The 21673-nt window shown below is 37.2% G+C and carries 19 protein-coding genes; 8 read left to right on the forward strand and 11 right to left on the reverse strand.

Features of this window, described 5'->3' with window-relative positions; genetic code table 11:
• Positions 1-4: 4 nt before the first annotated feature.
• Positions 5-2929 (reverse strand): virulence factor SrfB, encoded by a 2925-nt coding sequence (locus H3T46_RS02035; RefSeq protein WP_198197273.1) that lies wholly within the window; start codon positions 2927-2929, stop codon positions 5-7.
• Between the two features lie 266 nt (positions 2930-3195).
• Between H3T46_RS02035 and H3T46_RS02040 the strand changes: the two genes are divergently transcribed.
• On the forward strand, positions 3196-4563 hold the full coding sequence (locus H3T46_RS02040) for an MFS transporter (protein ID WP_155568166.1): 1368 nt from the start codon (positions 3196-3198) through the stop codon (positions 4561-4563).
• Here the strand turns inward: H3T46_RS02040 and H3T46_RS02045 are convergent, their stop codons facing one another.
• The 3 genes from H3T46_RS02045 to thiD are packed head-to-tail and all read right to left on the reverse strand — an operon-like array spanning position 4564 to position 7313.
• Positions 4564-5487, reverse strand: coding sequence for a retroviral-like aspartic protease family protein (locus H3T46_RS02045; RefSeq protein ID WP_198193125.1), 924 nt, complete (start codon positions 5485-5487; stop codon positions 4564-4566). It lies immediately after the preceding gene.
• A complete protein-coding gene (locus H3T46_RS02050) occupies positions 5484-6467 on the reverse strand; it encodes a tyrosine recombinase XerC (RefSeq protein ID WP_198197274.1) in 984 nt (327 codons plus the stop codon). The genes H3T46_RS02045 and H3T46_RS02050 overlap by 4 nt, the downstream gene beginning before the upstream one ends.
• A 45-nt stretch (positions 6468-6512) precedes the next feature.
• Positions 6513-7313 carry a bifunctional hydroxymethylpyrimidine kinase/phosphomethylpyrimidine kinase gene (gene thiD / locus H3T46_RS02055; protein WP_198197275.1) on the reverse strand — a complete coding sequence of 267 codons (801 nt, stop codon included), beginning with the start codon at positions 7311-7313 and terminating at the stop codon, positions 6513-6515.
• Between the two features lie 153 nt (positions 7314-7466).
• Here thiD and H3T46_RS02060 point away from each other — a divergent pair, with 153 nt between their 5' ends.
• Both H3T46_RS02060 and H3T46_RS02065 read left to right on the forward strand, forming a co-directional pair.
• The gene (locus H3T46_RS02060) at positions 7467-9716 is read left to right on the forward strand and encodes a primosomal protein N' (RefSeq protein ID WP_232349951.1); all 2250 of its coding nucleotides are present in this window, start codon (positions 7467-7469) and stop codon (positions 9714-9716) included.
• Positions 9717-9868: 152 nt separating this feature from the next.
• Positions 9869-10852, forward strand: a complete 984-nt coding sequence (locus tag H3T46_RS02065) for an MYG1 family protein (protein WP_155580473.1) — start codon at positions 9869-9871, stop codon at positions 10850-10852.
• Positions 10853-10915: 63 nt separating this feature from the next.
• On the opposite strand, the gene gabD is transcribed toward H3T46_RS02065, so the two are convergent.
• A complete protein-coding gene (gene gabD / locus H3T46_RS02070) occupies positions 10916-12382 on the reverse strand; it encodes an NADP-dependent succinate-semialdehyde dehydrogenase (RefSeq protein WP_198197276.1) in 1467 nt (488 codons plus the stop codon).
• 230 nt (positions 12383-12612) lie between these two features.
• Between gabD and H3T46_RS02075 the strand changes: the two genes are divergently transcribed.
• Positions 12613-13710, forward strand: coding sequence for a branched-chain amino acid aminotransferase (locus tag H3T46_RS02075; RefSeq protein ID WP_198197277.1), 1098 nt, complete (start codon positions 12613-12615; stop codon positions 13708-13710).
• 72 nt (positions 13711-13782) lie between these two features.
• Here H3T46_RS02075 and H3T46_RS02080 read toward each other — a convergent pair whose 3' ends face one another.
• From H3T46_RS02080 to H3T46_RS02095, 4 genes are read right to left on the reverse strand one after another with little or no spacing between them, the layout of a single operon-like run.
• On the reverse strand, positions 13783-14292 hold the full coding sequence (locus tag H3T46_RS02080; protein ID WP_198197278.1) for a hypothetical protein: 510 nt from the start codon (positions 14290-14292) through the stop codon (positions 13783-13785).
• Between the two features lie 5 nt (positions 14293-14297).
• Positions 14298-15560 carry a hypothetical protein gene (locus H3T46_RS02085; protein WP_198197279.1) on the reverse strand — a complete coding sequence of 421 codons (1263 nt, stop codon included), beginning with the start codon at positions 15558-15560 and terminating at the stop codon, positions 14298-14300.
• Between the two features lie 5 nt (positions 15561-15565).
• A complete protein-coding gene (locus H3T46_RS02090) occupies positions 15566-16318 on the reverse strand; it encodes a hypothetical protein (protein ID WP_198197280.1) in 753 nt (250 codons plus the stop codon).
• Complete coding sequence (locus H3T46_RS02095; protein WP_198197281.1) at positions 16315-18033, reverse strand: serine protease; 1719 nt, start codon at positions 18031-18033, stop codon at positions 16315-16317. Before H3T46_RS02095 ends, H3T46_RS02090 begins: the two co-directional genes overlap by 4 nt.
• Before the next feature lie 304 nt (positions 18034-18337).
• On the opposite strand from H3T46_RS02095, the gene H3T46_RS02100 reads away from it, so the two are divergent.
• The 4 genes from H3T46_RS02100 (at position 18338) to H3T46_RS02115 (ending at position 20169) form a co-directional block, all read left to right on the forward strand.
• Positions 18338-18835, forward strand: coding sequence for a hypothetical protein (locus H3T46_RS02100; RefSeq protein WP_198197282.1), 498 nt, complete (start codon positions 18338-18340; stop codon positions 18833-18835).
• A 2-nt stretch (positions 18836-18837) separates the two neighbouring features.
• Positions 18838-19269, forward strand: coding sequence for a hypothetical protein (locus H3T46_RS02105; RefSeq protein WP_155568178.1), 432 nt, complete (start codon positions 18838-18840; stop codon positions 19267-19269).
• 46 nt (positions 19270-19315) lie between these two features.
• Positions 19316-19732: an outer membrane protein assembly factor BamE gene (locus tag H3T46_RS02110; RefSeq protein ID WP_198197283.1), complete on the forward strand. Its 417-nt coding sequence runs from the start codon at positions 19316-19318 to the stop codon at positions 19730-19732.
• A 65-nt stretch (positions 19733-19797) separates the two neighbouring features.
• Positions 19798-20169, forward strand: coding sequence for a DUF1499 domain-containing protein (locus tag H3T46_RS02115; protein WP_146206640.1), 372 nt, complete (start codon positions 19798-19800; stop codon positions 20167-20169).
• Between the two features lie 3 nt (positions 20170-20172).
• Here H3T46_RS02115 and H3T46_RS02120 read toward each other — a convergent pair whose 3' ends face one another.
• A complete protein-coding gene (locus tag H3T46_RS02120; protein WP_110438090.1) occupies positions 20173-20577 on the reverse strand; it encodes a hypothetical protein in 405 nt (134 codons plus the stop codon).
• Positions 20577-21185 (reverse strand): hypothetical protein, encoded by a 609-nt coding sequence (locus H3T46_RS02125; RefSeq protein WP_155565538.1) that lies wholly within the window; start codon positions 21183-21185, stop codon positions 20577-20579. Before H3T46_RS02125 ends, H3T46_RS02120 begins: the two co-directional genes overlap by 1 nt.
• Positions 21186-21673 lie beyond the last annotated feature (488 nt).

Consider the following 21673-nt stretch of genomic DNA (forward strand, 5'->3'; position numbering starts at 1 on the left):
TTCTCTAGGCTAAGGTAAAGCGACCTGTATCACGCCAATAACCTTCGGAATTCATCATGGTTTGCAATCTCAGGACCAAAAGCCGGGTGGGATATTGCTCGCCATTCCGATCTGTTATTTCAACAATCCTGAATTGTTCGCGATCTGAATAATCATTTTTTAGATTTTCCTTTTCTTGATCGATATCCTGACGCTTAATTGTTACCGTCAAAGGCAGGGCAATTTTATTCAGAGCATTGAAATTATTTATTTCCAAAACATATAATGGCGACGCTGGCCATCTTTCAATTCCAAGCTGACGAAAACCAATCTTGGTGGTATTTTCAAAATCATCAATCTTGAAACCTACATCTTCTTGAAGCTTCCTTTCGGGTAAATCTATATTCGAAAGCCAAACATTTTTATTCCTCAACTGACCATTTTTTTCCAAACGACCAATAAAACGCACAGTGGAATACATATGCAAATCACGTGATCGTAATACAAAATTCTGTAACTTCCCTTCCGCTTGCAAACATAAAGATGCACCAACTACAACGGTGGTTTTTGGATCACTTATACGGTTCTGAGCATCACGGAAAGAATAATATGCACCAACACGATAATGGTACATACCTATAATACGGTGAACCGGAACCGGCATGGCGGCCATAATCATATCAACAATTCTGCGTAATCTTGAAGGTCTACCTGAAATCAACAAGACATCACAATCATAGGTCCAAATTGCTTCGCACAATTTCGCTATGACATCACCCATAACATATGTGATCGAGGCCTCAACCTGTTGCACCTTGGCTATGATTTCCAAGTCGGTTATTTTAAAATTTTCTGCTCCTGCCTTTTTGGCAAGGGTCTGAATGTAATTTTGGGATCGCTCGATATTTTCCTTGTCCTCACCAAGAACATCGCCAATATGGAATGCATCAAGTATATCGATTGTTCGATCAGTTAAATTTTCATAACGGGACAATATTGCCAATGCAACCGGTTCCAAAACATTATTGACAAAAAGCTGTCTTAAATGACGCTCCTGTTCTGATTGCCCTCCCCAGTCCTGTCCAATGGCGGAACTAAAAAATGCCTGGGTGTCAATTACGCCCGCTTTACGTAGGGAATTTTCCATTATGGGTAAAATGATATGCGTTATGATATGTTCAAGAATATCATCCCCTGCTATTTTAAAGCTTTCCCTAAATTCCTGATGTGGACAAATTGTCTCACCCACAGGCACAGAATAGGAACTTATCATCAAGTCAGTCGTTCCACCTCCAATATCCAAGCTTGCTATCCTAATTTTCGGTATCCGGTTATCAGTTTCCCTATCTTTATCGACATGACCGTTTAATTGCATGAACTCATCCACATTTCCACCGAGACGTTCGGTAATCTCGTTATATAACCAAACGATTTGGGTTGCTGTTGCCTCATCAAGATGCGTGTGAATTTTTGGCCGATCTTTTGTAGATATACCCAGCATTTCGCAATATAAATCAATGGCTGAAATCGCACGATTACGTAAGATTTTCTGTTCCGCTACCGGCATACCGGGAGGTAAAGTCAATGTTACAGACCGAAGATGTCTCATTAAAGTTTTATTTTGTCTTTGTTCACGATTTTGAGGCGAGTTCATCTGTAATCTCGCTTGAAACAAAATTTCCACAAGCATAAAGGTAAATAATGAACTCCGTGAAAAATTTGGTTGTGTGGTGATATTCTCCCCTATTAAACGTTCCTCCTCAGTCAAAACACGACCATCCGGTGAAATCATTGCCATAAATGCCCCCGTAACTGGAGGATCGATTATTCTGCCCGAAATACCCATGGAACGGCTATTGTAACGCCAGCTTTGTAAAGATAAACGCGTGTCCCATATATATCTTTTAGGAGATGTGATACCGGTTATACCTTCATTTCCAATTCTTGTCCCTGCCAAATGTGCCGCCTCATAACCTACCCTGACCGGACTTGGCCAATAAAAGGCAGACACCCTTCCGGAACGACGAGAGAGAAGATCACTTCCAAAATTTGCACGAGCAAATTCTATACAGCTTGGAAATGGTTTGTCATATTTAAGATTGGGACGTGAAAGATCTCTAAGAATCAAAGGATAGCTATTTGAAAAATTAACATCCTGTCCCGGATGATCCTCAACTAAAATTCCACAGCTCCTTGAATTTCCCAAATCCAGAATTAGGTCTACCTCAACCGGCACTTGTGATGTTATTCCCTTACCACCATCCAGCAAATGCACTGATGGTAAGGTTTGCAAGGAGGTTAAAATCTGTAGGAATGCCTGATAGACGGCATAATGCCAACAATATCGTTCTTCATATAAAGAACTATTGACAACATTTTCCTGTTTGATTTTCAAAAGCCAATCACCCACCCATCCTTCATTCAAAAACCATGCCACATCAGTAAAATTAGAAACGAATTTATAACAGTCCTGTCTTTGGCTATCTTCTATAGTGGGTGCATTATAAATTTCATTATTATCCTGTGTTTGCAAACTTGTATCGAATACAAGATCAAATTGATACAAATCCTCCCTTATCTGTGTAAGATATCCACGTACCCAATTTGCCGGTCCATTTCGAAAATGCTCATTACCTGTTTCTTCACCCGATATGAGCGCAAAAAAAGGCAAGGGTATCCATTGATGCAGAAACATTTGCATCATCCCTTTCCAGGAAACCTCATAAATCTGATTTTCAGGTGGAACCTGACCGGATTGAACATCCCTCAACACACCTGTCTCGGGATCCTCCCTAAGGGAATGCAAGATATAACGTGGTGTACCATCATCATATTCACCATTACGCTCTTCCCAAAACCAGCAATGAACATTTTTTAATTGCGCAACAGGAATTTTTATAGACCAAAACTGTATTCCACTGTCAGGAATTAAAGTGATGATACGAGACATATGATTCTCAATCCCCTGAGAAATATTAGGACACAAATTGATAGATTAAACTATAACAGCTATTATAAAATAAATAATAAATAATTGAATTATTTTAACGACCGAATTTTTATGAAATAATTTTGAAAATCTATTTAAATATAAATTTCAACCAATTAAAAAATAAATAATATTCTGAGTATGATTGAACATTATATTTATTAAGTTTCATATCTTGACTATATAAATCAAATACCGTACCTAAATTACTAGGTATATTAATAATCATGAACATTCCGATTGAAAACAATCAAAAACGGTTTTTACCCATTGTCGCAGCAATATCATTTTTCATGGCTGCACTTGATTCAACTGCCGTCAATACAATAATTCCCTACTTATCCAATTTTTTTAACACACCTTTATTCAAAACAAAAAATATCATTATTTATTATATGGTGGCTGGATCCCTATTTATTCCTCTTACGGGATATCTATGCCAAAAACATGGATGTCGCATAATTTTTTGTCTTTCACTGGCAATTTTTACATCTGGTTCTCTTTTATGCGGACTTTCCCATAACTTGAATGAATTGTTAATCGCAAGGATTATTCAGGGTTCTGGAGGAGCACTTATGCTGCCGATCGGTCGATTGGCAATTATCCAGACCTTTTCCAAAGACGAACTGGTAAAAGCATTAAGTATGGTAACCCTTCCCGCTTTGACTGGTCCCTTGATCGGTCCCATTGTTGGGGGGATGATCACTTCTTATTTTCATTGGTCTCTAATATTTTTAATCAATATACCCTTCGGTATTCTTGGAATTATATTTGCCTTACGAATTTTTCCCGATATCAAGGATAAATCAATTAAAATGGATTATACAGGGTACGGAATATTTGCCATTTCAATAGCCTTTCTTACCTATGCACTCAGTCTATTTAGTGAAACAAAACAATTTAAAATTCCAACCCTGATTCTTATTCTGGGCATCCTTTTAATGATATTTTACTGGATAAAATCCTATAATCATAAACACCCCTTATTTCATCACAACCTTTTTAAAGTAAGAAGCTTCACAATTGGAATTTTCGGTAACATCGTTGCACGTATCGGATGCGGCGCCGTGCCATTCATGCTGCCATTGATGTTACAAATTCTATTGGGACTTTCACCCGTAAAATGTGGTTTTGCAATGTTACCATTGGCCATTGCTTCTTTTGTGGGAAAATCTTTCGTCGATCAGATTATAAGACAGACCGGTTACCGACGTTTTCTGTTTATCAACACTATATTGCTCAGTTTTTCATATATTTCGTATGTAACTGTAACAAGTTCATCCAGCTGGACATTATTGATTGTTCTAATGCTCATTACTGGATTTATAAATTCCATTCAATTTACAGCCATGAATACAGTTACCGTTATTGATCTATCTTTTAGTAAACAACCTTCAGGAAGCGGTTTATTATCCACAGTCATGCAACTTTCCATGGCTTCTGGTGTTGCCGTCTCTGCAATACTTTTAAATGTAGATCAATCTTTGCATCCCAATTCCGCTCCTGCAATACATTTTCATTTTACATGGTTTTGGTTGGGTATAACGACACTTTTCAGCTCTTTTATCTTTTGGTTTTTGCCAAAAGGAAAATAATTATTCTTCTTTATTATTTATAAAATACAATTTTTCCCGTTTATAGGATATCCATATTTTATTTAGTGCAAACCAGTCTGAACCAATCAGCATATCTGCTTCATCATGCAATGGGGATACGGTCAATGTAGGTTTGATTTCAACCTGTCCACCAATTTCGAAACGCTTAAATTGATACCAGTGATAAACAACCTCTTTTGAACCAATCGAGCTTGCCAGTCCACCCGGACGTGTGGCCAGCTCATCTTCATGAATTCCCATTTCTTTTACTTTTTGAAGGGCAACTATTCGGGATCGTGCACCACTGTCAATTAGGGCTTCTAGGGGAAACTGATCAATTCTTACCTTTGTAAACACACGAAAACCTTTTTTGTCCAAATCAGTAATATGACCTTTTTCTTGCCAAAAAGGTGGTACCATACATAATAATGAATGGCTGTTCACCTCCCATAAATTTAGCTTTCCTGTTTTTAATGAAAATTCAACATCAAAATTTGATAATATATCTCCACCGATCAATCCTGAAATGGCAGGTTTAATTCTTGGAAATTGAGGTAAATTACCAACTGGTATAGATAAAGCGCCCAGATTGTACGTTCCTATGTGCATATTTCGGATAAAAACATTTTGTACTGTTTTACTTCCCCCTTTTGAACCCAGTATTATTGTTTTTTGGCCTGGATCCACAGGTAAATGCAGCCTTGAAGCTCCATCCAAAGAAATAAGACTTCCTTCTGAACCTGTGTCAATAATCAGTGAAACCATTTGTCCATTAATTTGAAAATCCCCTATTATATATCCTCCTATATTTCTGAGAGGAATTTGCGCAATTTTTTCATAACTGCATAAATTCCTTTCGGCTTTGGCAGAATCAAAAGACCATAAGCCTGTAAAAAAATAAAATGTCAGAATGAGTTTTTTCATATTTTTCTATTTATATTCGCTTTGGGATGGGCTTTATTCCATACTTCAAGTAAATGAGATTCATCCATCAATGTATAACGCTGCGTTGTAGACAGGCTTGCATGTCCTAACAACATCTGTATTGTTCTTAAATCTCCTCCGTTTTGTAAAATATGGGTGGCAAATGAGTGACGTAGGGCATGAGGTGTTGCCAATTCTGACAATCCTGTCATGCGTCTGTATTCACGCATATTTTTTTGGGCAATCGATGGATTTAACCTTTTGCCTTTAACACCGACAAAAACTGGTGATTGAGATTTTATCATAAAAGGATAATGTTTTTCCCATTTTATTAATGCCTCAGCCACATAGGACAAAATCGGCACAAGTCGTTCCTTGTTTCCTTTACCGGTTATCCTTAGGGTTGCACCCTCACGGGTCAGGTCTGCATTTCTGAGATCCCCCCAATTTAAGGATAAGGCTTCAGACAACCGCAAACCACAACCATACAACAATGTAAATAAAGCGATGTCACGATTTTGAGTCATTGGGGACTGATCAACAATCGCAATATTCCTAGTCAACTCTGAGGCCTCTTTTTCCGTCAATGGATGAGGTAAAGGTTGATTGACCTTTGGAATCTTTATTAATGAAGCAATATTATTCTCAATATAATAAAACCTTGCCAAAAAGCGATAAAATGACCGCAATGCGGATAAACGTCTCTTACGTGTACGGATTGCGGCATCTTGCGTATGTCGACCCTGACCAAGATAATGACTTTTAAGGGCTTTGTTGTTTTCATCCGCCATCCATGCCCTGACATCCTTATATGAAAGATCGGCAAGATCATGCCCGGTTATTTCTTTACCCCTATAATTTGTAAAAAATTGTAAAAAAAGGGTTAAATCCTGTTGATAGGCAATAATACTATTAGATGAGGCTCTTTGACTGTCCCTCATCCATTTCAAGAAATGCTTTAAATAATCTTCTGCCAGCATGATTGGATCCTTTCAACGCGATTCTGTCACTGAAATGATAATTTATTATAAATTCCATATTCTGTAAAAATGATTGACCGGCCCATGTCCCTTACCCACTTGCAGCTGATTGCCAGCCTTAAGTGCATGCCCTAGATAAGTCTTGGCCTCTCTGACCGCATCAGGAATTTCCATAACGGGAATCAAGGCTGTTATGGCAGAAGACAACGTGCATCCTGTCCCGTGATTATTATTTGTCAGCACTCTTTCATCCTCATAATCGAAAAATTCATTCTTGTTACATAATACATCAAAACAGTTAAATCCCTCGAGATGTCCCCCTTTTAACAAAACCCAATGAGATCCAAATGAAAGTAATTTCTGTGCCTCCTCTTTCATTTCCAGCATTGTTATTGGATCATCTCTATTCAATAAAACGCATGCCTCCGGGATATTCGGGGTAATAAGGGTGGCAAGAGGAAATAGTTCGTCCTTCAATGCATTAACTGCCGCATCATTGATCAAATGATCACCGCTTTTTGCCACCATGACAGGATCAATAACGACCTTGGCAACATTATATTCTCTCAGTTTCTGGGCTACAATCCTGACAATAAGCTCATTGCCAAGCATTCCGATTTTGACAGCGTCAACTTGGATATCCTGAAAAATCGCATCGATCTGATCTGCAACCATTTTAGGATCCATAATCTGAAAAGATCTTACCCCTTGGGTGTTTTGCGCAACAACCGCCGTTATAACTGACATTGCATAGGTTCCCAATGCGGAAAAAGTTTTGATATCAGCCTGGATTCCCGCCCCTCCACTTGGATCGGTTCCAGCAATTGTTAAAATATTTTTAATCATGTAGATCCCAATTTATGTCTAATATTTTATGATTATAGTTTTAATTCATTCTAGAGATATATTTTATCTTAAATCCAGAACATATAGTTTCAAACAATGCTATACTATCCTCGTAAAATAAGATTTTGCCTCAATTTCAATTGAGTTTGTCAAATGAATCCTGATATTTTATCTGATATGCCTCTATCTTACCGTAAAATAGTCCCGGTTCTTCTTCCTTACCCATTCAAGGAACCTTTTGATTATATAATTCCACACGACCTAAAAGTGGAAAAAATCATTCCTGGTACCCTGGTTATTGTACCGCTCAATCAACGTAAGGAAATAGGGGTTGTCTGGCAAGATCACGTTCTATCAGGCAATTTGTCTTTATCATCCACCCCAAAAAAAGAAAAAAGAAAATTAAAAGAAATTATTTCCATTTTACCCATTCAGCCCTTACCGAGAGTTTTAATGCAATTCATTGATTGGATGGCAAATTACAATTTTACAGAATCAGGTTCCGTTCTGGCAATGGCAATCCGTAATGTCAGAGCTCTCACCGTTCCCTTAAAAAAAGAATATGGATGGATAAAAACTTCACCTTTGCCAACAAACTTGAAAATTACCGAAAAAAGAAAAAAAATTCTGGATTTCATGAATATTCCAGATCAAGCCTATACAACAAGGGAATTGACAGAAAATTTACATATAAAACCTTCGGTTATTTATGGACTGGAAAAATCAGGAGGCATTTTCAAACAACCCCTTACCAATTTTACGCAATTTTCAAAACCTGATCCCAATTTTCATCAACCTAGCCTTTCCGAAGAACAAACCAAAGCAACAACTTTTTTAACGAAACAAGTCGATAAGAAAAAATTTTCTGTTACTTTACTGCAAGGCATTACCGGTTCAGGAAAAACAGAAGTTTATATGCAAGCCATAGCTTCCTGCATCGAACAGAATAAACAGGTTCTGGTTTTATTGCCAGAAATCGCTTTGTCAGCTCAATGGACCAACCGGTTTTACAAACGTTTTGGCGTAAATCCTGCACTATGGCATTCCGATCTAGGTTTGAAACACCGTAAACAAACCTGGATGGCTATATTAAAAAATGAAGTTTTCGTGTTAGTTGGCGCGAGATCCGCCCTATTTCTACCTTTTTATGATCTGGGATTGATAATTGTGGACGAGGAACACGAATCTTCCTTCAAACAGGAGGAAGGTGTTATCTATAATGCCAGAGATATGGCCATTGTCAGGGCTAAACTATCCTCGTGTCCTATTATTTTGGTTTCCGCCACCCCTTCAATGGAAACCCTGATAAATGCGCATCAGGGAAAATATTTTCATCTCACCTTAACCAAACGACATGGTGGGGCTATCATGCCACGAACCGAACTGGTTGACATGAAAATATATCCACCAGAAAAAGGACATTTCCTGTCACCACCTCTTGTAAAGGCAACACAGGAAAAACTTGACAAAAACGAACAGGTCTTGTTTTTTTTGAACAGGCGCGGTTACGCCCCTTTAACTTTATGCCGTGCTTGTGGTTACCGTCTTGAATGTCCACATTGTTCAGCATGGTTGGTTGAGCATCGCAGCACTAGAAAACTGGTATGTCATCATTGCGATTATTCTATACCCATTCCGCTGGAATGTCCCCATTGCAATACCAAGAATAGTCTGGTTCCCATTGGTCCTGGAATTGAACGCATTACCGAAGAGGCAAGAATTACCTTTCCTGACGCAAAAATCCTTGTCATGTCCAGTGACTGTTTAAACAGTCCCAAAATGACAGCCGAAGCCGTTCGCCAAATTATGCGAAAAGAAATCAACCTTATTATCGGCACCCAAATTGTTGCCAAGGGATGGCATTTCCCTGATCTTACTCTTGTTGGGGTTATAGATGCCGATTTGGGATTAACCGGCGCAGATTTACGTGCGGCTGAAAAAACATTACAGTTATTGCATCAGGTCGGGGGTAGAGCCGGTCGAGCCAGATTTCCCGGTACAGTTATAATTCAAAGTTTTTTAACAGATCATCCCGTAATGGAGACGTTAATCAAAGGTGATTTCAATCAATTCATGATCGAAGAGGCGCATGAGCGTAAAGCCGGATTTTGGCCTCCTTACGGTCGATTAGCCGCCATAATCGTAAGTGCGGATACAAATCAGGATGCTTTGGAAACAGCTCAAGAACTCGGTCTAAATGCACCCAGCCGAGATGGGGTCATCGTTTTGGGACCTGCCCCAGCTCCCCTATCTCTGCTTCGTAACCGTTATCGACAGCGTTTATTGTTAAGAACACATAAATCCATCGCCATACAGCCGATCCTACATCAATGGTTGGATCCAATTAAACCCAAAAAAAACGTAAAAATAACTGTGGATATCGATCCAATATCGTTTTTGTAAAATCGATTAAGATTTATAGTCTGAATATTTTCATAATTAGAATTCATATAAAATATTCTGTATGAAATCTTAATTAATCGCTCGCATCCAATGATGTTTTTATTTATTATGTTTTTTCGTTATTAATTTATTTGTACTGATCAGGAGATCCCATGCCTAACTCCCCTACAATTCATTCTGATTCTCTTACAGAAGGATTGATGGATTATTCAAAGGAACTTTTAATCGTCACACATAACGGACGTTTTCATATTGACGATGTTTTCGCCTTTACAACCTTATTTCTTGCATTGGATTTAGAAAATAGACCCTTTCGGCTGGAAAGAACACGTAACCCTGAAATCATTGAAAAAGCTGATATTGTTTTTGATGTTGGGGGAATTTTTGATGGTAAGCGTTATTTTGACCATCACCAGATTGGTGCTCCTGAAAGAGATATCAAACAGACACCCAAAAACATGGAAGGAACTATTCCCTATAGTTCTGCTGGTCTTATATGGACCGCTTTTGGTCTGGATGTCATTAAAAAACTAGCCCCTGACCTGGATGAGAAATCACATCGTGTTGCGCATAGTGTAATTGAAAAAGCGCTAGTCATTCCCATAGATGCAATCGATAATGGAAAAATGCAACCTGAAAACGGATTAAATTTTTCATCAATCATAAATATTTTCAATCCTGCGTGGGATTGCGACGACCCGTCAAACCAGCTGGAACGTTTTTTTGAGGCAAGTAAAATCGTTCAAACTGTTTTGATTTATCAACTCAATATTGAATTTGCTCGTAACAGAGCCATCAGCTGTTGTGAAGAAGCATACAAGAACAGCCCCGATAACCGTATTTTGATGTTGCCTCGCTGGATGCCACATATATATCCGATTTTTGCCAATGGTTGGAATACACAACTGGTAATTTATCCTGCAGAAAATGAATGGCGTGTCGGAACAGTTCCGATCCGTATGCACGGAAACGATCGACGTAAGTTGTTTCCTGCCAGCTGGGGAGGACTAGAAGGTGAAAATCTAGAAAAAGAAACAGGAATTCTGGGGGCAAAATTCGTTCACAAGGGATTGTTCATAGCTGTTGCCACATCAAAAGAGGCAGCAATCGCACTTGCACACAAAACCCTTGAATAATTTATAGAAAACTAAAATTAAGGATTAGAATTCGTATTAATCCTTAATCTTGTCTAGTCTGATTTACAGGTGAATACCCAAACATAAATATTTGATTTCAAGATAATCATCTATACCATATTTGGAACCTTCCCTTCCAAGACCTGATGCCTTTATTCCGCCAAAAGGGGCCGTTTCATTTGAGATCAAACCAGTATTAATTCCCACAATCCCGTATTCCAAGGCTTCTGATACACGTGTTATTCTTGAAATATCATTGGCATAAAAATAGGATGCCAAACCAAATTCCGTATCATTGGCCAAATGAATAACCTCTTCTTCAGTTTCAAAGCGATATACAGGCGCCAAAGGTCCAAAAGTTTCCTCTTTCGAAACCAGTGCATTAAATGGTACATTCGATAAAATTGTCGGCTCGAAAAAACATCCCTCAAGAGCTTTACCACCCATGACAACAGTTGCGCCTTTATTTACAGCATCATCAATATGTTCTTTCACCTTTTTCAAGGCATTTCGATCAATCAAGGGACCAATGGTTACATCTTTATTCAATCCATTGCCAACCTTGAGTTTGGTAACGGCATGTTTAAATTTTTCAATAAATTGATCATAAACTGAATCATGAACATAAAATCGATTTGCACAGACACAAGTTTGACCCGCATTTCGATATTTGGACATCATTGCCCCTTCCACCGCCGCATCAATATCTGCGTCTTCAAAAACGATGAAGGGTGCATTCCCCCCCAATTCCATCGATAATTTTTTTACCGTACCGGCTGATTCCTGTATTAACTGAGCGCCAATTTCTGTTGATCCTGTAAAGGTTAGTTTACGAACTATTGGATTAGTGGTCAACTCTCCACCAATTTCCCCTGAGGATCCTGTAATGATATTGAAAACCCCTGGCGGTAATCCAGCTTCTTCAGCAAGCACACCCAGGGCCAAGGCAGAGTAAGGGGTCATACTTGCGGGTTTAAGTACCATTGAACATCCAACTGCCAATGCTGGACCAGCCTTGCGGGTAATCATCGCGTTGGGAAAATTCCAGGGAGTAATTGCTGCCGTAACCCCAATTGGTTGTTTGATAACCGAAATCCGTTTATCTGCCGCGTGTCCGGGAATGGTATCGCCATAAACCCTTTTTGCCTCTTCGGCAAACCATTCCAGATAAGACGCGCCATATTGAATTTCCCCCTTAGCCTCCGCCAAGGGTTTCCCCTGTTCAAGTGTGAGAATTAATGCAAGATCATCCTTGTTTTCTTCCATTAATTCATACCAACGACGCAAAATGACAGACCGCTCTTTTGCGGTTTTTTTTCGCCACGCAATCTGGGCGGTTTGTGCGGCTTTAATAGCCTTTTTTGTTTCGTTACCACCCATTTTCGGAACAGTTCCAATAATTTCATCAGTTGCAGGATTGACAACCTGAATTACTTGACCATTATCTGCATTCAACCATTGACCATCAATGAAACATTGCTGTTTGAACAATGACTTGTTTTTTAAATCGTCAAGACTTTTTTGAACCATACCCGTTGCTTTCTATCATATGGAATAATTAATGTTATTAAGATTATAACAAAGCGAATTCTGTTTTGTTATAATTTACATTATCATAACAAAGAATTGTTTTTGATTTATATTTTATAATAGATCCATATTAAAATTTTACTGAAAACAACTTGCATAACAATCTATTTTGCTGTTGTATATTTTGTAACAAAATTACTTAAAACTAAAGATAAAAGAAAGATAAGAAAATGAATTCCGGAAAACAATTTCCGATTAAATTCTCCCAAAATCCAAACAGCCTGTCAAAAAAGGAACGTGAGGCAATTTTAAAAAAACCTGGTTTTGGGCAAAAATTCACAGACCATATGTTGGTAATTCATTATAATGATGAAAAAAAATGGCATGATGCGGAAATCAAGGCTTACGGACCAATTAGTTTGGATCCTGCCGTTTGCGTTTTTCATTATGCACAAGAAATATTCGAAGGCATGAAGGCCTATAAGGCAAATGATGGTCGTATTCTTTTATTCAGACCCGAAGCCAACGCCAAACGTTTTGCCAATTCGGCCAAAAGGCTTGCCATGGCCCAACTTCCTGAATCACTCTATTTACAAGCCATTAATGAATTTGTTAAAGCGGAAAAGAACTGGATCCCAGACCAGGAGATAGGTTCTCTATATCTCCGTCCTTTCATGATTGCCAGCAAACCTTATCTTGGTGTTAAACCTTCTCCGGAATATCTGTTTATGCTGATTGCCTCGCCAGCCGGTTCCTATTTTTCCAAAGATGCGCAATCTGTATCTGTATGGGTTTCTGAATTCTATACAAGGGCGGCCCCCGGTGGAACTGGAGAGGTTAAATGTGGCGGAAATTATGCCGCCAGCCTTGCCGCCCAACAGGAAGCTACAAAAAATCAGTGCGACCAACTTATTTTTCTTGATTCTATAGAGCATAAATGGATTGAGGAAATGGGAGGGATGAATATCTTTTTTGTATTCAAAGATGGAACTTTACTAACCCCCCCCTTAAGTGGAACCATTCTACCTGGGGTAACCCGTGATTCTCTTATTACCTTAGCAAAAGATAAGGGACTGACCGTTAAACAGGAAAAATATTCAATCCATCAATTGATTGACGATATTCAATCAAAAAAAATCTCTGAAATCTTTGCCTGTGGCACTGCCGCTGTCATTACGCCTATTGGAAAAATAAAAAACTCAAAAGGCGAATATATTATAAATGAAGGTAAATCAGGAAAAATTACCCAAGACCTTCGTAAAAGTTTGATTGACATTCAATTCGGAAATGTCATTGATCCCTATCAATGGGTAAAAGTAGTAAAATAAAAACTTTTTGTTTTTCTTATCTTTAATAACCATTTTCCAAACTAAATATATATATTTTAGGGAAAATGGTTTTCATTTTTCTGAAAATCCAAATTTAGCTTGGCTTATACAATAATTAAACTTACTTAACATGGATGGCAATCCAAGCAAATCAACAATATTTACGGGTTGCTGACCATATTCAACAACAACCAAATCTGCATAGGATAATTTTTGCAACAAATAGTTGAAATCCCTTAAATTCAAACGATTCATCAACATATTCTTATCCATCGCTTTCATCGTGAACAAAAAATGTTCCTTATTAATTGTCAAGGCTATATTTTTATTTTTACCCGAAATTTGCTTACCTTTTGAATCCCATAAAATCAAACCAACATTATTTGCATCCCTTTCAAACCCAAGAACCAGATCATTTGAAAGAACATGACATGAATCAATTTGCTGTTTCATATGTGAATAATGAAACGCTGTCCAATTTCCTTCATGTCCATCCAAATAATATGTTTGTTCCGCAGCATTCACTTGCAAGCAAAATAAAAATAAACTGTAAATTAAAAATAAATAATTACGAAACATCATCTTGATTATCGTTTAAATATACCTGTGGACTGATGACCATTTGCGTCTATATATGTACATCTTGCTTCGCGATCATTCAATCTTGTACAAACATTTTTACCACTGATAAGATGAAAATCCCCCTGACAGTCCTCTGGTTGATTCAGTACAAGTTGTTCGCCCTGAAACCCGGCATATAAAGGTCCCTGACATGTCCCACCATCTCGCCTTGTTAAAACCTGATGACCCGCCGCGTTCGGATTAAAACACAAGGACCAGTTGGTTACAGGTTGATGAGAATTGAAAAATAAACCGTGCGTATATAATTCTAAATGTGTTGTCAAATGCCAACATCCCTTTAACATTGTCGTGTCTTTCTTGTTCCAAGATTCTTTTGGAAGATCAACCTTGTTATTGGATTTAACATCTGTTTTTGGTGGAACAGTTGAATTTACGGGAGGTTTTGGAACATTTTTTTTCTGTAAATTGTCTATATCAGGTAAATTCGCATTATCTTTCAGGGATGGTATTTCAGGTAATGGTTCAGGAGATGGTAAAGGGTCAATTTTTATTGGATCAATAGGTACTAAGGGTTTTACCGAAGGAATTCGACATTGATTTTGTAAAATATTCCACTGTTCAAGTAATTTATTTCGTTCATCCGCCAATTGATCCTGACGTTTTTTGTCATTCATTACATGCCTGACTTTATTTTCCGAAGGATAAATGATTTCACATTTTTTTCCATTTAAATCTTCATCCGTCCAAAATATTGACGTTAATATACCTAATGCAAAAGCACTCAATGCTGTAATCCAAGGAAATCTGTTCCAAAAAAACAAATGATTTCTCTTTTTTCTCTCAATACCCATCAATGGATCATAGGTTTTCTGGTCACATGAAAAACCCCATGCAGTGATTACAGGTTTTCCATCAACAGCATACAAAAAATCCAAGCCAGGAAATTGACGGCATTGATTGAAAAATCTTGAAAGCGTGAGACCAGGATAACGTTGAATGATTTCCTCAATATCCAGCAAAATTGAACGTGTTGCCTGTAATAATTTTTGCTGCTGATTTTGATCAAGTTCTTTCCATGAAAAACTTGTTTGTCCCTCCGCATTCCAACGAACGATATCGTTATTGAATTCTGGCTGAGCAAAAATTCTTGCGTGATCCGCATCACTATAGGTTAATATTTCATTATATATCTGACGATAAAAATTCTGTTGCCGATTAAAAAGAGGTTTTAACCGATTGATTTTTTGTCGACTTAATACCAAAACCATCAGGTTCATTCCTTATTGACCAAAGAATGAAGATCATTTTGTTTTTTTAGCATCACGCCAACAACAAGCAATGTCAAAAAAAACAACACCAAAGGTAAAAGCCAATAATAACGACAATAATTTATTGATATGATTCCTTTCCACCATGGCAATATCATCAATAATAGTAAAATGAGACCACTTATTATCCATGGCCAAAAATTTTTGTTCTCAATGCGATTATTAAATAGTGAAACTGGAGGAGGGAGAATTGTCATAACTTTCATATTCCTCTCCTTTCCCTTGGCGGACAAAACTTCCTTTTTTGAATAAGGCTGATTTGATTCATGTCCCCATTCCAATATGGCTGGTCCATGAGGGGTTGCGATTATGAATTCGTCATTGGGAAATTGTAATGCATCCAAAAGAAGCTTGCCTTTTTGCTTTTGCAATGAATCTGGAGAGTTTATCAAACACTGAGCGTATTTTTTCCCTTCTTCGATATAATCATACGCCTCTTTTAAATTCTCCTCTTTTGATAAATGTTTGACAGGGAGATTTTGGCTGTCGACAGGCAAATACCAATCAACCTCTCCTCGTCCCCGATCCAATTGAGGTTCAAGCAATAAAGCGGCACATTCAGGACCGACATTCTTCTTCAAAAGATCATACAGAATATGCCAGTTTTCCAATATCAACTGACCATTCATTCCAAGGGGTTTTGCCTTATTGAAATTGGTTGTAACAATCGGTCTTCCTGGAATAAATTGCAATTTCATTTTGAATTATCCTTTTTAGATTCAATAGGATCAGAAGATGATTGATTATTATCCTGCTCGGATTTGTCAGATTTAAATGCGGGCTTGTCAGTCGATTGGTCTTGTTTTTCAACCGGTTCAGGCTGACAGGCTCCCGATTGAACCTGGATAGGTAGATTTGAGGATTGTAAAACTCTAACAATCATGTCGGATTTTTGGGCATAATTACCATGGGAGGATGTATACTGATCCATCGTTACAAACGTGTTTACTCCAACTACCCTTCCACACAGATCAACCAGTGGACCTCCAGAATTACCCGGAGAAACCATTGCGCTATGAGGCATTATTTTTTCTCCATTGTGATTATTCTGAATTCCGTTAATCTGTCCCTTGGTCAATATAACACCAGGAATTGCTTGTAGATCACCCTTCATCAGTCTTTGCATCGCATCATCCTGGCTTATCATGATTCCCGGATAACCTGCAGCGACAACATCCTGTAAGGGTCGTGCATCTAATGAAAAACTCAGAGGTTGTTGCGGTGGCGCATTTTCAACCTTAAGAATTGCCAGGTCCAGTCCTCCATTTTCTATAGTCTGACTTACAGAAACAACATGAGCAAGTTTCAACTGTCCCAAGGATTTATTGGTAACCATTACAGAATTGTTCTTGGCATTTTCAACCACATGTCGATTAGTCACGATTGTGTCGGATGTGACGAAAAATCCTGTACCCGAAGCGGCAGATACATCATCGTCCTTTAACACCATTATAAAAACAGTACTTTTTTCAAGCAGTTCCGGTAAACTACCTTCAAAAATTTTTCCGGTTGAAGTCATTGGTGTAAATGGATGTTCTAAACTTTTATTTAATGATGGATCTGCACGAGATTCCCTTATGTTACAGGGTGGATTTTTTAACCTATCCTTCAAAATCTTAATTTCTGTTTCCAGATCATGATTGGATTTCTCTATTTGCGGATATTGTTTAACAAGATTATGAGCTTCCCGAACTGTAATTCCATTAATTTTGATTGGATGTTCAGCAAATATTATTCGCCAACCCAACAATAAACCTATAAAAAAAAACAAAATCGCCGCTATTAATCGAGATAAAACAAATTGATTCTTGAAATTTGTCAAAAACCGAAAACGTAATGATATTTTAGGATTTACCGTAGAATTTTCTCGTGATTTAATAAATGACTTTATTTGTCCATTAACCTTTTTTTCATCAGAGAAATGTGAAATGACGTCTTTTGCAGGTTTGGGCTCAGATGAAAATTCAAACAAGGATGGTAAATATATTCCTGAATTTTTATTGTCCTGAAAAGAATTTCCTCCCCAATTCTTAATAATTATCTTATCCCCGCTTATAAGAATATCCCTAAAATCCGTAATATGTAAAACAGCTTCAACAATTTTTCCGCTCGAACTGTCCCTGGATATATTTTTAAACAAATTTTTAAATGAAATAGCCATTTTCTGATAAATTTGCTGCTTTTGCGGCCCAGTTATTATTTTTGGCTCTTCAAAGGTATCCACATACCAGGAAATCAATAACGTATCTTTATTTTGATTTTCTGTAACAACAGGTTCAGCCAATTGTATATCTGGACAATACTGAGAAAAAATTTTGATGATCAAATCGTATTTTTCATATATAATTTGATCATTAATAGTCATTATTTCTGATTTTTTTAGATTCTGTTTGTCAAGAAGAAATAATGTCATATTTGCTCGCAAATTTTATGAAATATCTTTTAAACTTAATGATAGTAATCCAATGTTATATTCTTGCCAAGTATGGCATAACAAAGCCAAGCTTTGAGTCCCGTATAACAAGCAATTATCAATAAAATAAAATCAGGCAAAACTTGCCAAAACTATTCATTTTTAAAGACAAAAAACAAAAAATAATTTAAGATAATTGAAAAAATCAAATTAGGATTTTTAAATAAACCTTTTTACCAAATTATATTATAATAATTTCAAATGTAAAAAAATAACGGAATGATTTTCCAAATCGGATACACCAATGCTAACTATCAAAAATTATTTGAATTTGAATATCATTATCGGAATTACATTGGCATTAATCCCCTTATCTGCTCATGCAAAAAATGACAAGTCTTTGACAACAATGGAAATTCGGACTTTACAGACAAGGGAATTCCCGAATTTATCTTCTTCTCAAGCCTATCAAATTGCTTTGTCTACCTTTCAGGATCTTGGATTTATTATTACAGAAACTTCACCTGCCATGGGGCTTATCGCTGCCAACCAGACTCATCCTGATTTAAATCAGGTTATTTTGGCAACTTTAACTTTAAGTTCAAAAAATGATTCTGTTCATACAATCATTGCACGCCTATCCTTAAGTGCCTATCCACTTTATAATGGTGAAGAAGGTGCAAATTTAAACGGTGGTCCTCCAAGACAATCTGAAATCATTCGATCCCCTGTAACATATCAACAGTTTTTTGATGCCTTTTCCTATTCACGATCCCTTCATCAAAATTACACATCCCGATGAAAATGACACTTAAATTTTTTCTTTGCATATTAGGCTTGTCATGTTTCTCACTGACAGCTTGTTCAAACAATAATGAATCTATGCTTCCCGCCACTCAAAAACGTGTAAATGAAACGCGTACATTCGAGGCACCTAATCAAGATATTTTGTTGAAAACCATTATTACAACACTGCAGGATCAAGGTTTTAATATTGTAAAAGTCAATTTGGACAGTTCCGAGGTAACGGCACAACAAAACAGCAATATAATTTTGAGTGTAATGACATATTCCATTGATAAAAATAAATTTGCTGTAAGAGTCAATGGACAAATTTACAATAATTTCAGCGCTTCCTCAACCGGATATGAAAATATAGTAGACCCTGTTTTTTATCAAAAGAATTTTTTTGAACCACTATCCCGATCACTATTCTTGCAAAATCAACCATTTTAATCTTACTGTAAATAATGGCTTTTCTATTTAATTATGGACAAACATCATGCGCTTTCTCAAATATATGATTATTCCCACCACAGTTTTACTCATGGCTAGTTGTGAATCAGCATCAAAACAAACCCAAGATGCTCAGACGGCTCAAAATACAGATGCCCATCTGACTCTTGGAACCATTGAAAGCCAACTTCATAAAGGTATGAGTAATGCCTCGGTTGTTGAAATTTTTGGGCCACCCAATATTGTAACTTCCGATGATCAACATCAGGAAGTATGGGTGTATGATCGAATTTCAACCATGCGTACACATTCCAGTTCGGGAGGATGGGCAACCATTGTTATCCTCGGGTTGGGAAACAAAGCCAATACATCCAGCACGTCACAACGAACACTCACCTTGATTGTTAAATTTGACCATAATCAAAAAGTTAGAGATTATTCTTATAGATATAGCAATTTCTAGGAATGCAAACATTTTCTCGTATATATATTTCTATATCCCTTTGGGGCCAAATCTTCATTGGGATCATGGTTTTATTAAATCCGCTTCAAACTGTTTTGGCAAAACCGCAACAGACTCTTGCACTAAGGGCTGTTCAGAGTCGATCATTTGAAACTACGGATCAGCAAAAAATGATCCAGGCCATTTCATCTACGCTGCAAGACATGGGATATATCATTGTGAGATCAAATGATCAGATCGGTTTTGTCACGGCAACCCATTTTACAGATGACATAATTGAAATTACCGTTACGACACAACCCAATAAAGATCATATTATCGTCAGGGCTATGGCTCGTATGAATAACTTGCCATTGGACAAAAACCCTGAATTCTATCAAAATTTTTTTAATCAGTTATCTCAAGCCACATTCTTGAACGCCAACGCCATTTATTAAAGATCAGGATAAATTACGTGACAACGTATCAAAAAATTCCTGATAAACTTGGGGTGACGTTACGGGATATTGATTGTAGCGCAAAGCTATACGAACTGTCGTACCATGGTTCACCATTGATATTAACATTATATTTGCCTGCATAATATGTCCGTTTTCCAGACGTATGACTTCAATCAGATGGCTTAGATCATCCACCCTGACAATTTGAAAATCCAGACTGACCAGTGTTTTAATTACGGCTTGATTAACCCTATTTATATCTGACTGATCAAATTGCCGCATTTGCATATTACGAAGCTGACCTGTCGGTAAATCAGTTAATCTCAGGCTTGTTGGTATGGAATTCCCATTACATCCTGCCAACAATAAAACCACGACCACAGAAAATAAATGAAAAATTTTCATTAGGATTGAGCCTGTAAATAAATTGCTTTTGACAAAGCATCAAAGAAATTCTGATAAATTTTTGGATCCCGGACTAACCAGATTTCACCGACATGTCCGTCATTGTAAAAATCACGCATTTCAATTGAAACATGAATTTGAAATCCTTTTTTATTATTTTCCAAAGGCAAAAGCACAACAGAAACAGAACTGTTTTTCTTGGCAACATATAAACTATTTTGTCCACCAGCCAGTTCAAACGGTCCCAGCTGAATTGCCAAATTTCCACCCGCCCACGGTTTTTGATGAAAATGAGTGATCGGAATTCCAAAAAAACTCAAAGGCTGACCAATATCATATGTCTGGTCTGCATATAAGGTGCCAACCCCCGCATTCACCTCTCTTATAACATAATGCTGATCTTGGACAACATTCATTACAGCACGCATAAGCTCTGATCTATCAGTTATATCGAAATCCCTGCTTTGCATCGAAAAACGAGCGACCCTGTCTGAGGTTAACCTCATACTATTTTGAGGAGGTGTATCAGAAGCTGAACATGCACTTAAAAAAATTAAGATGACAACCAAACTGTCTAGACAATAAGAAATTAGGTTTTTCTTATCCATATTCACATAATCCGTCTTGACTTCTGAAATCTTGAAACGAATTTCCAATATTTAAAAGCCTATATTTAATAACTGTAACAAATATTGTAATCATAAAATATACAGTTTCATTTTACATTAATATTTTCCCATATTAAAATAAACAAGATATATTTGTTTGGATCGTTTCGTTATAAATTCTTTACCGTTTTACCATGGATTCTTTATGAGTGATAAATCAAACTTCAGGGCAGGTTCAATCTAAAGGGTAACTCCTAGCAATAAACAGGGAAGTTTTCCTTTAAAAATTGATTCTGATTCAGTCATTGGTTCCAAAAATACTTTTTTTACTTAATTAACCCACTCTTTTGCCAGAATCCCTCTTGGAAAAACATGTTTGTGCCATTATTAATTTACCTTTCAACCATCAGGGATCAACTGCATTCGACACGATAGTGCTTTGTATGCCTGATTCCAAAAGTTATTACATTCCTATTCAGCCAGATTAC

Source organism: Commensalibacter sp. M0133, from assembly GCF_016101485.1.
Classification (GTDB): domain Bacteria; phylum Pseudomonadota; class Alphaproteobacteria; order Acetobacterales; family Acetobacteraceae; genus Commensalibacter; species Commensalibacter melissae.

Excerpts from the sequence above, each read along its gene's own strand:
- thiD (WP_198197275.1), bottom strand. The coding sequence starts at position 7,313 with ATGATTAAAAATATTTTAACAATTGCTGGAACCGATCCAAGTGGAGGG.
- H3T46_RS02060 (WP_232349951.1), top strand. The coding sequence starts at position 7,467 with ATGAATCCTGATATTTTATCTGATATGCCTCTATCTTACCGTAAAATA.
- H3T46_RS02050 (WP_198197274.1), bottom strand. The coding sequence starts at position 6,467 with ATGCTGGCAGAAGATTATTTAAAGCATTTCTTGAAATGGATGAGGGAC.
- H3T46_RS02105 (WP_155568178.1), top strand. The coding sequence starts at position 18,838 with ATGACACTTAAATTTTTTCTTTGCATATTAGGCTTGTCATGTTTCTCA.
- H3T46_RS02115 (WP_146206640.1), top strand. The coding sequence starts at position 19,798 with ATGGTTTTATTAAATCCGCTTCAAACTGTTTTGGCAAAACCGCAACAG.
- gabD (WP_198197276.1), bottom strand. The coding sequence starts at position 12,382 with ATGGTTCAAAAAAGTCTTGACGATTTAAAAAACAAGTCATTGTTCAAA.
- H3T46_RS02045 (WP_198193125.1), bottom strand. The coding sequence starts at position 5,487 with ATGAAAAAACTCATTCTGACATTTTATTTTTTTACAGGCTTATGGTCT.
- H3T46_RS02040 (WP_155568166.1), top strand. The coding sequence starts at position 3,196 with ATGAACATTCCGATTGAAAACAATCAAAAACGGTTTTTACCCATTGTC.
- H3T46_RS02035 (WP_198197273.1), bottom strand. The coding sequence starts at position 2,929 with ATGTCTCGTATCATCACTTTAATTCCTGACAGTGGAATACAGTTTTGG.
- H3T46_RS02085 (WP_198197279.1), bottom strand. The coding sequence starts at position 15,560 with ATGGTTTTGGTATTAAGTCGACAAAAAATCAATCGGTTAAAACCTCTT.
- H3T46_RS02125 (WP_155565538.1), bottom strand. The coding sequence starts at position 21,185 with ATGGATAAGAAAAACCTAATTTCTTATTGTCTAGACAGTTTGGTTGTC.
- H3T46_RS02120 (WP_110438090.1), bottom strand. The coding sequence starts at position 20,577 with ATGAAAATTTTTCATTTATTTTCTGTGGTCGTGGTTTTATTGTTGGCA.
- H3T46_RS02075 (WP_198197277.1), top strand. The coding sequence starts at position 12,613 with ATGAATTCCGGAAAACAATTTCCGATTAAATTCTCCCAAAATCCAAAC.
- H3T46_RS02090 (WP_198197280.1), bottom strand. The coding sequence starts at position 16,318 with ATGAAATTGCAATTTATTCCAGGAAGACCGATTGTTACAACCAATTTC.
- H3T46_RS02095 (WP_198197281.1), bottom strand. The coding sequence starts at position 18,033 with ATGACATTATTTCTTCTTGACAAACAGAATCTAAAAAAATCAGAAATA.
- H3T46_RS02080 (WP_198197278.1), bottom strand. The coding sequence starts at position 14,292 with ATGATGTTTCGTAATTATTTATTTTTAATTTACAGTTTATTTTTATTT.
- H3T46_RS02100 (WP_198197282.1), top strand. The coding sequence starts at position 18,338 with ATGCTAACTATCAAAAATTATTTGAATTTGAATATCATTATCGGAATT.
- H3T46_RS02065 (WP_155580473.1), top strand. The coding sequence starts at position 9,869 with ATGCCTAACTCCCCTACAATTCATTCTGATTCTCTTACAGAAGGATTG.
- H3T46_RS02110 (WP_198197283.1), top strand. The coding sequence starts at position 19,316 with ATGCGCTTTCTCAAATATATGATTATTCCCACCACAGTTTTACTCATG.